Annotated in this window: 12 protein-coding genes, 1 other RNA gene and 1 other annotated feature; of the genes, 2 read left to right on the top strand and 11 right to left on the bottom strand. The window is 45.1% G+C overall.

All coding sequences use genetic code 11. The annotated features are described in order from the left end of the window. Nucleotide 1 precedes the first annotated feature (1 nt). Together ACKA06_RS13610 and ACKA06_RS13605 are read right to left on the bottom strand one after the other, a co-directional pair. On the bottom strand, nucleotides 2–367 hold the full coding sequence (locus ACKA06_RS13610; RefSeq protein WP_032087531.1) for a GntR family transcriptional regulator: 366 nt from the start codon (nucleotides 365–367) through the stop codon (nucleotides 2–4). Nucleotides 368–370: 3 nt separating this feature from the next. Continuing rightward, nucleotides 371–1,150: a hypothetical protein gene (locus ACKA06_RS13605; protein WP_058297857.1), complete on the bottom strand. Its 780-nt coding sequence runs from the start codon at nucleotides 1,148–1,150 to the stop codon at nucleotides 371–373. Nucleotides 1,151–1,297: 147 nt separating this feature from the next. Here ACKA06_RS13605 and ACKA06_RS13600 point away from each other — a divergent pair, with 147 nt between their 5' ends. Next, nucleotides 1,298–1,732, top strand: coding sequence for a hypothetical protein (locus ACKA06_RS13600; protein WP_214871883.1), 435 nt, complete (start codon nucleotides 1,298–1,300; stop codon nucleotides 1,730–1,732). Between the two features lie 428 nt (nucleotides 1,733–2,160). On the opposite strand, the gene ACKA06_RS13595 is transcribed toward ACKA06_RS13600, so the two are convergent. The 5 genes from ACKA06_RS13595 to ACKA06_RS13575 all read right to left on the bottom strand — a co-directional run bounded on the left by ACKA06_RS13595 (nucleotide 2,161) and on the right by ACKA06_RS13575 (nucleotide 7,294). After that, a complete protein-coding gene (locus tag ACKA06_RS13595; RefSeq protein WP_032087528.1) occupies nucleotides 2,161–2,925 on the bottom strand; it encodes a tRNA threonylcarbamoyladenosine dehydratase in 765 nt (254 codons plus the stop codon). A gap of 492 nt (nucleotides 2,926–3,417) precedes the next feature. After that, a non-coding RNA gene (gene ssrS / locus ACKA06_RS13590) (6S RNA) lies at nucleotides 3,418–3,605 on the bottom strand. 62 nt (nucleotides 3,606–3,667) lie between these two features. Continuing rightward, the gene (aspS, locus tag ACKA06_RS13585; RefSeq protein ID WP_064564360.1) at nucleotides 3,668–5,440 is read right to left on the bottom strand and encodes an aspartate--tRNA ligase; all 1,773 of its coding nucleotides are present in this window, start codon (nucleotides 5,438–5,440) and stop codon (nucleotides 3,668–3,670) included. Between the two features lie 34 nt (nucleotides 5,441–5,474). Further along, nucleotides 5,475–6,746 carry a histidine--tRNA ligase gene (gene hisS / locus ACKA06_RS13580; protein ID WP_032087526.1) on the bottom strand — a complete coding sequence of 424 codons (1,272 nt, stop codon included), beginning with the start codon at nucleotides 6,744–6,746 and terminating at the stop codon, nucleotides 5,475–5,477. Between the two features lie 69 nt (nucleotides 6,747–6,815). Beyond that, nucleotides 6,816–7,045, bottom strand: a binding site (T-box leader). 72 nt (nucleotides 7,046–7,117) lie between these two features. Then, complete coding sequence (locus tag ACKA06_RS13575) at nucleotides 7,118–7,294, bottom strand: RNA polymerase subunit sigma-70 (RefSeq protein ID WP_411159899.1); 177 nt, start codon at nucleotides 7,292–7,294, stop codon at nucleotides 7,118–7,120. 184 nt (nucleotides 7,295–7,478) lie between these two features. Between ACKA06_RS13575 and ACKA06_RS13570 the strand changes: the two genes are divergently transcribed. Beyond that, a complete protein-coding gene (locus ACKA06_RS13570; protein WP_411159898.1) occupies nucleotides 7,479–9,014 on the top strand; it encodes an SH3 domain-containing protein in 1,536 nt (511 codons plus the stop codon). Nucleotides 9,015–9,066: 52 nt separating this feature from the next. On the opposite strand, the gene dtd is transcribed toward ACKA06_RS13570, so the two are convergent. From dtd to recJ, 4 genes are all read right to left on the bottom strand, one after another. After that, entirely contained in the window at nucleotides 9,067–9,507 is a 441-nt protein-coding gene (gene dtd / locus ACKA06_RS13565) for a D-aminoacyl-tRNA deacylase (RefSeq protein ID WP_032087524.1), read from the bottom strand. 12 nt (nucleotides 9,508–9,519) lie between these two features. Continuing rightward, on the bottom strand, nucleotides 9,520–11,709 hold the full coding sequence (locus tag ACKA06_RS13560; RefSeq protein WP_032087523.1) for a RelA/SpoT family protein: 2,190 nt from the start codon (nucleotides 11,707–11,709) through the stop codon (nucleotides 9,520–9,522). 861 nt (nucleotides 11,710–12,570) lie between these two features. Beyond that, nucleotides 12,571–13,083, bottom strand: a complete 513-nt coding sequence (locus ACKA06_RS13555; RefSeq protein ID WP_214871888.1) for an adenine phosphoribosyltransferase — start codon at nucleotides 13,081–13,083, stop codon at nucleotides 12,571–12,573. Then, nucleotides 13,074–15,440 carry a single-stranded-DNA-specific exonuclease RecJ gene (gene recJ / locus ACKA06_RS13550; protein ID WP_411159897.1) on the bottom strand — a complete coding sequence of 789 codons (2,367 nt, stop codon included), beginning with the start codon at nucleotides 15,438–15,440 and terminating at the stop codon, nucleotides 13,074–13,076. The genes ACKA06_RS13555 and recJ overlap by 10 nt, the downstream gene beginning before the upstream one ends. Between the last annotated feature and the right edge of the window lie 38 nt (nucleotides 15,441–15,478).

The following is a 15,478-nucleotide window of genomic DNA, read 5'->3' as shown; positions in this document are numbered from 1 at the left end:
TCTATTCCCCCTCCCCATACTTTTCAAGGCTTTCGATCATTTGCTTCTGTGATAGACCGAGTTCTTTCATATTGCGGATGAATTGCTCCACCACTTCTTTTTGAACTTTCTCGTTCAGCACCGATAGAATCTCCTCGTTTTCCGTCACAAACGTCCCCTGTCCTCTCCTTGTCTCCACAATGTCCATCCTTTCTAATTCACTGTACGTTCTTTGAATGGTATTCGGATTTACCCCTGACTGAATCGCCATCTCCCTGACGGAGGGAAGCTTATCTCCCGGATGCAACTCTTTTCTGACGATTTCCCGGATGATGCGGTCTGCTATTTGCACGTATATCGGCTTTGATGCTGTATATTCTTCTGTCATACCTTACACCTCGACTTTACGGTCTAATAACCAGCAGGAAATGATGAACAAAGTGACCATGACAAGCCCTTCAAACGCGAAGGGAAGGATTGGAAACGGGATGATTTCACTGTAAAACCCGGCATCGGCATTTTTCTGCCCTACTGAAAAAGCAAAGCCTGCAGGTACATCGATTGTCCACGCTTCAAAAAGCTTTTGCACCCACCCGAAGCTCATCAACATCGCTGTTATGCTTTGATAGATAATGATAAACCCCAATATGAACAGCCATCTTATGTTTTTGATGGCCGGGAATTTACCGAGTGCGTAATAAAATGTCCAAAAGAAGAATATCCAGATGGAAAAATTAATAGCTGCAGCTGTGATCCCAAGATTGAATAAGATCCCTTCTTTAAATGGCCAATAGGAAAAGAAGTTCACTGTATCCGGCAGGCCTGCAAGGCTGATGACCCCCAGAATATCAACCAGTAAAAAAGAAGCGATTGAATAAATGAAAGCAATGATCAATTTGGGAAGGATCAGTTTAAAACCGCTTTGCGGACTGTGCAGCCAAAGCTGAGTCTTTCCTTCCACTCTAAGCATCGAGAATAAAATGACCGGCATGACGGCAAGATGGAAAATCCCGAGCATAATGACAAACACAACCACAACAGTCGGTTCGCCTGTCACCCTGCCAAGTATCAGCCCCAATGCATAAATGAATAAGATAATGGCGATCCAGCCGTAAAACCATATTTTCGATGTTTTAAAATCCTTCCAAAGAAGTCCTTTAAATGCGCTCATATCCGACTCTCCCTAAAGTGTTTTTAGTGTTCTAGTTAGATAGTACACTATGACACATTTGAAAGTCAATCCCTTTTACATAAAATGGGTTCATTAATTTTATGGGTTGTGTAAAGCTATAAAAAAGCATATACAGGGAGGAATATCATGAATTCTTCAAGGAGAGGCTGGACAGATTCCGAGGAAAAACTGTTAATTGAAACAGTGGATTCTTTTTTGGGAAAGGGACTTGCAAAGAAAGCGGCGTTCCAGGAAGTCGCTGCAAAAATAAACCGCACCACGGCGACTTGTTCGCATCACTATTATTCAATCAGGAAAAAGAAAGCACCGGTAACAGACGATTCTCCCCTTACCCTGCAGGATTGTATCCAATGCCTGAAAAACATACAGCAGCCTGATTCCCTAGCCGGGGAAAATGATAGGCTGCAGAAAGAAAAGAAGGAGCTCCTTTATGCTCAGAAAGAGTTGAAGGTCAGATATGAGAGTCTCCTGAAAAAACAAAAGAAGCTGCAGCAGCTGCTCTCAATCCTTAAAGAAGCGGAGCATTACAATGAGGCTTCATCCAAACCCGTCATCCATTGAAGCTCCTACATGGACAAAAGTGATTTAGACAAATTAAAAACCCGAACTAATTTGAATGCGATGAGGCAAATTAGTTCGGGTTTTTAATTTGTTCATTGTACTTTTATGGCATAGCTCATTCAGCGGTTGATTGGAGTGCAAGACGAAGACTCCTATCAGGAAAGCGGAAGGGCTTTGAAGAGAAACGTGTGGCATAAGACGAATCGGCCACGAAGGCGGGTTTTTGCCTTCTTGGACGGTTTGGCTTATGACATGTGTCTCTAAGCCCTGTAGCTGGACAGTTAATCCCTCGGGAATCTGTCTGGAGACTCACGGGTCACCCGCGGAAAGCGTAGTCTTGCACGGAAATCATTAGCGTTGTTTATAGTTCACTCTAAAATGTTCGTCTTAATACATTGGATTTTAATTTTGTCCAAACTTCTTTTCTCTTATTTATCTTTCACTCGTTTGATTTCGATATCTTTCAATAGCTGATTCACAACGTAACTTGCCTGGATCAATCCTGCCACAGATGGAACAAAAGCATTTGAAGAAGGCGGCATCTGTGCCTTCCTGATCTTGGCATCGTCTTTCCCGACTTCCTTCCGTATGTCTTCACGGATGACAATCGGACTTTCATCAGAGAATACGACAGGCACACCCTTTTTGATTCCTTCTTTCTTCAAACGTGTACGAACGACTTTCGCAATCGGGTCCGTATGCGTTTTACTGATATCGGCAATCTGGAAGCGGGTCGGATCTGTTTTATTTGCCGCACCCATACTTGAAATTAACGGAATATCCCTTTTCAAGCATTCTTTCATAAGATGGATTTTGTATACGATCGTATCGGAAGAATCAATCACAAAGTCCAAGCCATGGCTGAAGAACTCTTCATATGTTTCTTCTGTATAGAACATCTTCAATGAGATGACTTCACATTCCGGGTTAATATCTTTGATGCGATCGCGCATGAGATCGGCTTTTGGCTTTCCTACAGTTGAAAGGAGTGCATGAATCTGGCGGTTTACATTTGTGATATCAACATCGTCTTTATCCACGAGCACGAGGCGGCCGACACCGGAACGCGCCAATGCTTCTGCTGCAAAAGAGCCCACTCCGCCGATTCCAAGAACGGCAACGGTGCTGTTCTTGAGGATATCGAGTCCTTCCTTTCCGATCGCTAGTTCATTTCTGGAAAACTGGTGTAGCATTCGATCAACTCCGTTATAAGTATTCGACTAGGTTTATACTGAATTAGAATAAAGGATAGCAGGGGGAAAATCAACTTGAAAACTTTTCTGAGCTTTGTCTTCTATTTCCGCTTTTGATTTCCGTGCAAGACTTCGCTTTCCGCGGGCAGCCCGTGAGCCTCTAAACTAATTCCAAGGTAACTGTCCAGCTACAGGGCTTAGAGGCACATGTCATAAGCCAAACCGACCAAGAGCCTTCACGGCCGATTCGTCTTATGCCACACGCCTCTCTTCAAAGCCCTTCCGCTTTTCTGATAGGAGTCTTCGTCTTGCACTCCAATCAACCGCTGGAGTCAACTTAAAAAGTCGAATGTACTATAAATCCCCATCTATCCTAACTATACCGCCATCATTCTCATTATTACCTTTCTCTTTCAATTGGGCACATAAAAAAACCAGGCAATGCTTCAGCCTGGTTTTATATCAAATAATGTTTCATTTCAATTGAAGTAAACGAGTCCCAATTGTGCCGTCGCTGCGATTCCTTCGTTTTGAACCCGCTCTCGGCAGGTGGGTGCTTTGCTCTGTTAGTTGTAAGTCCACTGAAAGAGGCATGAACGCGTAACAGAAACGACAAGCTCCCAAAGTTTTAATTGTTCGGTCAAAACTATCAGGGTTAACGTCGTACACATCAGGACTCGTTTGATTGTTTAAATCATATCATAAGAAGTTTGAATTTTCAATGAATGGCCCTTAGGAACTTTTACTCATTCTTCAAATCAAGTGATAATGATAGTTCCTTCAATTGAGCTTCACTGACTCCGCCCGGCGCTTCCGTCAGCATGCAGCTTGCGCTTGCCGTCTTAGGGAAGGCGATGGTATCGCGCAAGTTGGTGCGTCCTGCAAGTAGCATGACCAGACGATCGAGGCCGAGTGCGATCCCGCCGTGAGGAGGCGTCCCGTATTCAAATGCTTCCAACAAGAATCCGAACTGCTCCTGGGCTTCTTCTTTTGAGAATCCAAGTACTTTGAACATCTTCTCCTGGATGTCGCGTTCGTAGATACGCAGGGATCCTCCCCCGAGTTCATATCCATTCAACACAAGGTCATATGCTTCTGCACGGACATCGGCAGGATTTGAATCGAATTTTTCAAGGTCTTCGCGCACAGGCATCGTAAACGGGTGATGCGCTGCATAGTAACGATTTTCTTCCTCATCGAATTCAAGAAGCGGCCAGTCTGTCACCCAAAGGAAATTGAATTTACTCTCATCAATCAATTCAAGTTCTTTTCCTAATTTCAAGCGAAGGGCTCCCAATGCATCTGCTACAACAGATTTTTTATCTGCCACGAATAGAAGCAGGTCACCCGTTTCAGCCTCCGAAGCAGCAGAGATTTGGGATGCATCTTCTTCTGAAACGAATTTTGAAATTGGCCCTTTCAAACCTTCCTCCTCAACCTTCAGCCAGGCAAGTCCCTTCGCTCCATAACGTGCAACGAATTCAGTCAATCCGTCAATATCTTTACGGGAATACTTTGAAGCAGCCCCTTTGACATTAATCAGTTTCACCTGACCGCCTGAACCGACTGCTCCAGAGAAGACTTTGAATCCTGAATCCTTCACGATTTCAGACACGTCGACAAGCTCCATCGCAAAGCGGGTATCAGGTTTATCCGAACCATAACGATTCATGGCATCATCGTAAGTCATGCGCGGGAACGGTGTTTCGACCGTCAAGCCCTTAGCATCATTCATGAGCTTTTTCATCATATCTTCGACAAGCGCCATGATTTCCTCTTTGTCCATGAAGCTCATTTCCATATCGATCTGGGTGAATTCCGGCTGGCGGTCTGCGCGGAGATCCTCATCACGGAAACAGCGTGCAATCTGATAATAACGGTCAAAGCCTGAAACCATCAGCAGCTGCTTGAAAATCTGAGGGGATTGCGGCAGCGCGTAGAATTCACCGGGATGCACGCGGCTCGGCACCAAATAATCACGTGCCCCTTCTGGAGTGCTCTTTGTCAAGATCGGCGTTTCGACATCCAGGAATCCATTGTCGTTCAAGAATGAGCGGAAAGAAGACGTCACATTGTGTCGCATTTTAAATGTATCAGCCATGACAGAACGGCGAAGGTCGATATAACGGTATTTCAGACGGACATCTTCGGACACTTCCATTTGGTCGTCAATCATGAATGGAGGCGTCTTTGCTTCATTGATGATGTCCACTTTATCAACCTGGATTTCTACTTTCCCTGTCTTCAGGTTGGGGTTGACCGTACCTTCCCCTCTTTCGACAACCGTACCGGTAATGCTCAGCACATATTCATTCCGGATCTTCTCGGCAAGATTCAGCGCTTCTGCCGAGTGATCTGGATTGAATACAGCCTGTACGATTCCTTCCCTGTCCCTGAGGTCAATGAAAATCAATCCGCCGAGGTCCCTTCTTTTCTGGACCCATCCCTTGATTGTCACTTTTTTGCCAATGAATTCTTCTGTTATTTCACCGCAGTATGCTGTTCTTTTTGACATTTTGTTCTCCTCCTTGATGAATTCCTGCATTTATTTAGGATAATTTTCCTTTAACCGTTTCAACAAACTGTTCAAGGGCGATTTCTTCCTGCTCCCCGGTTGTCATGTCTTTCAGATTGATTTTATTTTCTTTCAGCTCATCGTCGCCGATCACTGCCACATATTTGGCCTGGCTTCTGTCCGCCGCTTTGAACTGGGCTTTCAGCTTCCGGTCAAGATAATCCTTCTCGGAAGAAATACCTTCTTTTCTTACAGTGTGAAGAAGCTTTACAGCATAATCCTTGGCTTCTTCGCCAAGCGCAACGATGAACAGATCGATTCCCTCATTGATTGGCAGGCCGACTCCTTCAGCCTCCAGTGCTGCAAGCAGTCTTTCAATACTGAATGCAAAACCGATTCCAGGCGTTTCAGGGCCGCCGATTTCTTCGACAAGACCGTTATAGCGTCCGCCTCCGCAAAGCGTCGTGATCGCCCCGAAGCCCTCCGCATTGCTCATGATTTCGAATGCTGTGTGATTATAGTAGTCGAGTCCCCTTACGAGCGTTGGATCCACTTCGAATTCTACGTCCATATCTTTAAGATAACGCTGGACTTTTTCAAAATAGTCCCTTGACTCATCATTTAAGTATTCGAGGATGGACGGAGCCGTTGCCATCAATTCATGGTCACGGTCTTTTTTGCAATCCAATATCCTCAATGGATTTTTCTCCAAACGGTTTTGACAATCGCCGCAGAATTCATCGATCCTTGGCTTAAAGTGGTTGATGAGAGCTTCCCTGTGTGCATTCCTGCTTCCGGAATCCCCTAGACTGTTGATGACCAGCTTCAACTGTTTCAATCCCAATTCCTTATAGATGCTCATTGCAAGCGAGAGCACTTCCGCATCGATTGCCGGATCTTCACTCCCGAGTGCTTCGACACCGAATTGAACGAACTGGCGGTAGCGGCCTGCCTGCGGACGCTCATACCTGAACATCGGGCCGGAATAGTACAGTTTCACAGGCTGACCCGGATTCCCGTACATCTTATTGCCCACAAACGACCTCACTACTGATGCCGTACCTTCAGGACGGAGTGCAAGGCTTCTTCCTCCCCTGTCTTCAAACATATACATTTCCTTCTGAACGATATCCGTTGTATCACCGACACCCCTTGTAAATAATTCGCTTGATTCAAAGATCGGTGTGCGGATTTCTTTATATTGATAGGCATGGCATAGTTTTTTTGCCGTTTCCTCTACATACTGCCACTTCTCCACATCCCCGGGCAATATATCCTGGGTACCTCTAGGTATTTGAATGGACACGTTGAATTCCTCCTTAGAACAAACTAATTTATGTAAATAAAAAAAGCCCTCGATCCCTTGTCATAAATAACAAGGGACGAGAGCTGTTATCCCGTGGTGCCACCCTAATTGAGGCCTGAAAAGACCTCCACTTGAGCCAGTTAACGCCTGGTACGTTCATCTCCTACTAGTAGACGTTCAGAGCGAAACCTTCCCGAGTGTTCATTCACTAAGGCACTTTGCAGAATGCTTTCAGCCGCGGCATTTCCTCTCTTATCCAAGTGGTTCTCTCAGTTACTATTCTCGATCATCGGTTTTATAAAATGTTATTTTATTTCTATAATGATACGTATGGCATAAGTTCATGTCAAGAGGATGAACAAAAATATTTATCAGGACCTTTCCATTTTCTTTTTCAATAACTTAACTTCCCTCAATGAAAGCCCGAATTCAGATGCAAGTTCGACATTGACCGCATCTTTCTCCCGTTCTACAAAATGATGAAAATCCAAACCGAATAACTGGTTCTCACTGTTTGAACTCATAAAATGTTTATCACTCGACCTCATGCAGACCATCCTTTCACCTATTCATATCTACTATCATTTCCAAATACCCAATTTTCTTTCGCTTTGAAGGAATTTTAATTTTTTTATCGTATTAAAACGGTAATGGCATTTTTTTATCGGGGTGCAATAAAAGTTCCTTTGCAGACTCCGATAAAAAGTGAGTAAGGAAAATCAACAGAAGGCGGTGAAAAAAATTAAAAGAATTACAGCAATCATCCTTGTTTTATTATTGACAATCCCCATCCAGCTGCCAGCAGAAGTTCAAGCAGTTGGAGGAGAGGTATCAATCGGGACTGCGACGCTTAATGTCCGTACAGGGCCCGGCCTCAGTTATCCAGTCTTGACTCAAGTACATAGGAATCAAGAGTTCAGCATTGTCGAGACGAAAGGCGACTGGTACAAGATTACGACCGGAAGCGGGGATGGATGGGTCGCCAACTGGCTTGTCATCCGTGAAACTGGAGAGTCGTTGGATGAACCCGGACAGCAGGGGACCGTTAATACGAATGGTCTTCGGTTACGCAAAGGGCCGAGCACTTCCGATTCTGTCGTCACAGTCCTGAATAAAGGCGACGAAGTGACAGTATCGAAAGCAGACGGCAGATGGCTGTCTGTGCAGTCCGGCAATGCAGAGGGGTGGGTCCATGAGGATTATGTCACCCTTACAGGAGAATCAGATGAAACAGAGGAGTCCGTTTCCCCTTCTTCTGCCAACTCCTTTGCCACAATCAGCGCAAACTCCCTGAACGTAAGAAGTGAACCTTCCTTGAACGGGGAAATCGCAGGCAAGGTAAATGAAGGTGAGCAATATGCCATCCTGAATGAAAAAAATAATTGGTATGAGATCCAGTTTGCTGACGGCAGTTCAGGCTGGATAGCCAGCTGGTTTGCAGAAGCAACCGGTGAAAGTGTAAAGAAGGAATCCACTTCCCCTGCTCAGGGAAACTTTGAAGAATTGACCATCCTTCATGACGGAACAAATATCAGGAGCAGTGCCGATGTTCAGTCCCGGGTAGTCAAACGGGCGGACAGTGGAGAAACGTTCACTGTAACAGGCAAGTCAGGTGACTGGTATGAAATCCGATTAGATGATGGCAGCGCTGCTTTTGTGGCAGGATGGATCGTTTCATTACGAACAGCCAGCGGAGAAGAGACCTCCCCACCCAGAAAATCAAGCGGAGGGATCAGCGGGAAGCTCATCGTGATCGACCCTGGTCACGGCGGGCGTGACAGCGGGACGATCGGTACCAGGGGGACACTTGAAAAACTGATAACGATGAAGACAGGCAAGCTTCTTGCCGATAAGCTGGATCAAGCGGGTGCAGAAGTCGTCATTACAAGGAAAAGTGATGAATATGTGTCACTTCCTTCCCGAGTCTCTCTGTCCCATTATTATGATGCTGATGCGTTCATCTCTATCCATTTTGACAGTATCAATGATGGCAGCATTGCCGGTCATACGACTTATTATAATAAGGGCTATCAGGAAGAACTTGCTTATGATGTGCATGAAAGCCTGGCAAGCCGTCTGCCTTCCAGGGACCGCGGCGTCCGAATCGGCGATTACCATGTCATACGCGAAAACAAACAGGCCGCTGTATTATTGGAATTAGGGTTCCTAAGCAATCCAGCCGAAGAAGCCAATATGACTTCCGGATCTTTTCAGGACCTGGCTGCGACAGCGATTTACCATGGTTTGAATGACTATTTTTCTGATTGAATTTACAGCAAAAAAGCTGCCTCCCAATTGCATGGGAAGCAGCTTTTTTTGTTTATTTACTTTCCAGAATAAGCGTGACGGGGCCGTCGTTCGTCAGCTTTACATCCATCATTTCACCGAAAACCCCGGTTTCGACCTTTACATCGTTTTCTTTCAGCACTTTGTTGAAATATTCATAAAGCGGGAGGGCATGATCGGGTTTTGCCGCTTCCATGAAGTTCGGCCTTCTGCCTTTACGGCAGTCCCCGTATAATGTGAATTGTGAAATGGAAAGGATCTCCCCCTCAACATCCAGCAAGGAGTGATTCATCTTTCCGGATTCATCCTCGAACACCCTCAGATTCACTATTTTATCTGCTAAATAGCGGGCGTCTTCTTCCGTATCACCGTGGGTGATTCCTACCAGGAGGACAAATCCCTTTTCGATCTGCCCGGCCACTTCTCCGCCGACAGTCACAGAGGCTTCTTTGCTTCTCTGCAGGACGACTTTCATGCTCGAAACCTCCTAGTTCATGATTCTGCGTACAGCATACACATCTGAAATTTGTTTGATCCTCTCCACTACCCTGTGAAGATGGGAAATATTCTGTATTGAAATGGACATATTGATAGTTGCCATTTTATTTCTGTCAGACCTGCCGCTGACGGCAGTGATATTCGTCTTCGTTTCATTGACCACCTGAAGTACTTCGTTCAGGAGACCCCTTCTGTCATAACCTGAAATCTCGATATCGACATTGTACTCCTTACGGTCCTGGCCGTCGCCTTCCCATGATACCGGAATGAGGCGCTGTTCAACTTCCTCGGTCTGGACATTTGTACAATCCGCCCTGTGTACGGAAACACCGCGGCCTTTTGTAATGAAGCCGACGATCTCATCCCCCGGTACCGGGCTGCAGCATCTGGATAATCTGATGAGCAGGTTATCGATTCCTTTGACCTGGACCCCTGCATCCTTTTTCTTTTTAGGGGGCTGGGCGCTCAATTCCTTCATTGTTTCTTCGAGTTTATCTTCCTGTTCGCGTTTCCTGCGGTCCTTCTCTGTCAGACGATTGGCAATCTGAGCGGCAGTGATACCGTTGTAGCCGACTGCTGCATACATATCATCTTCATTCGAGAAATTAAACTTCTCGAAAACTCGCTTGATATTCTCAGAGGTCAATATTTCTTTTACATCGAAATCCTGATTCTTGATTTCTTTTTCTACAAGGTCCCGGCCTTTTTCAATGTTTTCTTCTCTCCGCTGCTTCTTGAAGAATTGCTTGATCTTATTTTTGGCCTGGGATGTCTGTGCAAGCTTCAGCCAGTCCTGACTCGGGCCATAGGAGTGTTTGGAGGTAAGGATTTCAACGATGTCACCCGTCTTCAGCTTGTAGTCGAGGGTGACCATCTTCCCGTTCACCTTGGCACCGATCGTCTTGTTGCCGATTTCTGAATGAATGCGGTAGGAAAAATCGATTGGAACTGATCCGGACGGTAATTCAAGTACATCTCCTTTAGGAGTGAAGACGAACACCATATCAGAAAAAAGGTCGATTTTAAGAGACTCCATGAATTCTTCAGCATTGGCTGATTCATTCTGGAATTCAAGGATTTCCCTGAACCACGAAAGTTTCTTTTCAAAGGAAACTTTATCGTCCACATTTTTACCTTCTTTATAAGCCCAGTGGGCAGCTACACCGTATTCAGCGATCTGATGCATTTCAAGCGTTCTGATCTGCACTTCGAGAGGGTCGCCCTTTGGCCCTATTACAGTCGTATGAAGGGATTGGTACATATTCGGTTTCGGCATGGCGATATAATCCTTGAATCTGCCGGGCATCGGCTTCCAGCATGTATGGATGATGCCGAGCACAGCGTAACAATCCTTTATGCTGTCAACTACGATCCTGACGGCAAGCAGATCGTAAATTTCATTGAACTGTTTATTCTGAAGGGCCATCTTCCGATAAATGCTGTATATATGCTTGGGACGTCCGGAAATTTCCGCTTCGATCTGCACATCCCCCATCCGGTCTTTGACTTCATTAACAACGTCATCCAAGTATTCTTCACGCTCGGCACGCTTTTTCTTCATCAGATTGACGATCCGGTAGTATTGCTGCGGGTTAAGATATCTCAGCGACGTATCCTCGAGCTCCCATTTTATTTTCGAGATCCCGAGCCGGTGGGCAAGGGGTGCGAAGATTTCCAGGGTCTCATTTGCGATCCTTCTCTGCTTTTCCTGAGGCAGATGCTTCAGCGTTCTCATATTATGCAGGCGGTCTGCAAGCTTGATCAGGATGACTCTGATATCCTGGGCCATCGCCACAAACATTTTCCGGTGATTTTCAGCCTGCTGTTCTTCTTTTGACTTGTATTTGATCTTACCCAGCTTGGTAACCCCGTCCACGAGCATGGCGACTTCTCCATTGAATGCTTCTTCGATTTCTTCCAGGGAGATGTCGGTATCCTCAACCACATCATGAAGAAACCCGGCTGCGACAGTCGATGGATCCATCTCAAGGTCTGCAAGGATGCCTGCGACTTGAATGGGATGGATGATATAGGGTTCGCCGGATTTGCGGTATTGTTCCTTATGAGCTTCTTTGGCAAATTCGTATGCTTTCTGTACCATTAGCACGTGCTCATCATTCAGATATTCTTTTGTTCTATCGATAACCTGTTCAGGGGTTAGTACTTGATCTTTGGACATGATCAAAATCACCTTTGTATTTAAAGATTTTCAGTGCTGTTTCAAATTTAATGATTGTTACTATTATCAAAAAAAAACATGGTTCTGTAAAGGGTTTAAGGTTAAATTCTCAGATCCCCTCTATTTTTGTCGGATTATGTCGAATATTAATCAACAATATAATTATATAAAGTTCTTCTAATACCGCTTTTGATTTCCGTGGAAGACTACGCTTTCCGCGGGTAGCTCTTGAGCCTCCTGATATGAACGAAACTTTCAAGAAACAGATTTTGATTATGTTTTTAGGCAACCTTAATTAGAAAAGCTCTTTTTGGTTTCTCGACTTATTAGATTACATTCATCACCGCTATTGATTTCCGTGCAAAACTCCGCTTTCCGCGGGCGGTTGGTGAGCCTCCTCGTCGCGATGCTCCTGCGGGGTCTCACCTAACACGCTTTTCCCGCAGGAGTCTACGTTTTGCACTCCAATCAACCGCTGGAATCGGTTTTGAATATGGATAAGTTTACACACTTCCATCCTGAAAAAATAGATTGTAACTTATATTCTTTTGTCTTTATCCTCCTTTTTTATTTGATGGAACAGAAGGTAAGAACACGGCACGAAGGCAAAAATCCTACTGCGGTTAGCACTCTGATATTCGTGGGTTTTCACATTTTATCTTTCCGTATAAAGGCCTGATCCACTAACTCGGAATGTGAGTTAATCTATTTAGATATATCACACAGGAGGCACGTGGATTATCCTTTCCGGTTTAAAATTTTGAAACTATCTTTTACTTATATAAAAAAGAACTGACATTTGTGATGCCAGTCCCTTTGATTATGTGTATAGTATTGACGGTGACGATAGTTTTTAGATGATTAGTATTGCATTAATGTAAGGACTTCGTATCCTTCTAGTTTGTCACGGCCATCCAGGTATGTGAGTTCGATGAGGAATGCACAGCCTGCGACGATTCCGCCCAGTTCTTCCACAAGCTTGATGGTGGCTTCGATTGTGCCGCCGGTTGCAAGCAGGTCATCTGTGATGAGAACGCGCTGACCGGGTTTGATTGCATCTTTATGGATTGTGAGTGCATCTTTTCCGTATTCCAACCCGTACTCTTTCTTGATCGTTTCACGAGGCAGTTTCCCCGGTTTACGCACCGGTGCAAAACCTACGCCGAGTGCGTAAGCTACAGGGCAGCCGATGATGAAGCCCCTTGCTTCCGGTCCGACGATCAGGTCGATTCCTTTTTCTTTTGCATATTCTACAATTTGATCTGTAGCATATCTATAAGCATTACCATTGTCCATCAGGGTGGTGATGTCTTTGAATTTGATTCCTTCTTTCGGCCAGTTTTCAACAATTGTAACGTATTGTTTTAAGTCCATGCTTCTACTTCCTCCTCAAATGTAACGGACTCTTTTATCCTTTCATTAAACCAAGCCTTCAGCTCACTGTAAGAAGAATATAACAACTCATTTTCAAGTTCATATTGCTGCTGTTTCTTCTGATATGCCGGGGACTCTGATAAGTCTTTCTTGGTTTTTACAGGATTAAGAGAAATAAATCCATTGTCTATTGTAACAAACTTCAATTCAAAAAACACCTGCGACATGAAATCTATTGTTTCTTTGGACCATCCTTTATACTTGGCAAGATCATCTCCATGCTTCTTCAGATCGAAAGAGCCGCGCTTGGATAGAAATGCATAATACCATTTGAAATGCTCACGTGTCGGCATCGTACTGAAGAAATGGTCTTCATCCTGAAAGAAATGGGCGTAAATGCGGTGTGGACGGCCTTTTCCGACTATTGTCTTCACGAAGTCCTGAGATGATGGCATATCGAGAAACACGATACTGGCACCCGCTGTCGAGATATCGCTGAGTGCGTCCTCATCTTCGATCAGAAGGACATCCTCTCGCTCTTTCATATTCAGCTTCTCAAGTGTGGAGGAATGGAAACAGAATATTTTTTTATTTTCAGCCGGCACCTGTTTCTCCCATTTTTCAACCTGCCTGATTCCGCGTACGTCAAAAAGCTGCCACTCTTCTATCTTAATATCATGAAGGAAAATCTGCGGTTTTTTTCGATTATTCCACTCATTGATCGACAGCTCGCCGACGATGGAAGCTTCAGAAAATGGAGTGATATGGTCAGCCAGTTCGCCAAGCCCGAAGCCGACACCATCCAATTTAGCAGAATCATTTCCGAGCAATACTTTTAGATGATTTTGATTAGAACCGATTTTCTTATAGTGTTCAATGGAAACATTTTCGATGACCCATTTAGGTTTTGGGTTCTGCATCCCAAACGGAGCCAGAAGACCGAGTTTTTCAATCGATTCAATCGAAATTTCCTCCATTTTCACAGCAGCATCCATGACAGTGACAGGAATGAAGTCTTCTTCAGTCAGTTCATTTCGTGCAATTTCATTCAGTCTGCTGCGAAGGTCGTGTACATCATCAAGTTTAAGCGTCATACCCGCGGCCATCGGATGTCCCCCGAAATGAGGGAGGATGTCACGGCACTTCGATAAACTGTTAAATAAATCAAATCCTGCGATGCTGCGGGCCGAGCCCTTTGCCTGCCCTTTCTCTGAATCATAGCTCAATACGATGACAGGGCGATAAAATTTATCCACCAACCTTGACGCCACGATCCCGACAACCCCGGGATTCCACCCTTCCTTACCGATTACGAGTACAGAGTTGTCTTCGAGGGGGGAATCGTATTCCACCATTTCGATTGCTTCCTGAGTCATTGTATTGACAATGGATTGTCTTTCCTTGTTCAACGCATCGACCTCTTCTGCGAGCGCCTTTGCTTCTTCCTCATCTTCTGTGAGCATAAGATCCACTGCAGGATCTGCGTCACCCAAACGGCCGACTGCATTGATCCGGGGGGCAATGGTGAAACCGATCGATTCTTCGGTCATTTCATGCTGATGTGCATTCGCGGCTTTGCACAAAGCCTTGATCCCTTTACGTTCCGTTATGCGGAGTTTTGAAATCCCCCGCTTTGCAAGCACCCTGTTTTCCCCTCTCAGCGGCACTAAGTCAGCGATCGTGCCGATCGCAGCAAGGTCCAGCAGATGGTGGGGCAGTTCCCCATAGAGTGCATGCGCCAGTTTAAAGGCGACGCCCACCCCTGCCAGTTCTTGGAAAGGATATTCCGAACCCTCGATTTTAGGATGGATGATGGAATAGGCCTCCGGCAGGGCAGGTCCTGGTTCATGGTGATCCGTAATGATCAGATCAATGCCGATTTCTTTGGCTATTTGCGCTTCATGTACAGCTGAAATCCCTGTATCGACCGTGATGATCAATGTGAATCCTTCATCACCGGCCCAGCGGAAAGCTGCTTCATTCGGTCCGTATCCTTCACTGAAGCGGTTCGGGATATAGAATTCCACCTCGGCCCCGATATCACGCAGAACCGTCATCATGACAGATGTACTGCTTACTCCATCGGCATCATAATCCCCGTAAACAAGGATTCTTTCGCCATCATTTACTGCCCGTTGAATCCGGTCGACCGTTTTTTTCATATCATTGAATAAAAACGGGTCATGGAACCCGTCACCTGAATCAAATAAAAAATCCCGAGCTTCTTCCACTGTCGTCAAGTCCCGGTTAAGTAATAATTTCGCAACAAGCGATGGTATTTTTAATTCTCTTTGAAATTCCTCTATCTTGTCCTGGTCAGATTCTGCAATCTTCCAGCGTGTTTTAGAATTTAACATACGTTCACTCCTCAGCCTTACTAATTATACAAAATTGA

It is taken from the genome of Rossellomorea oryzaecorticis (assembly GCF_045897515.1).
Taxonomy (GTDB): Bacteria; Bacillota; Bacilli; order Bacillales; family Bacillaceae_B; genus Rossellomorea; species Rossellomorea enclensis.
This window is presented reverse-complemented; position numbering and strand designations above follow the sequence as displayed.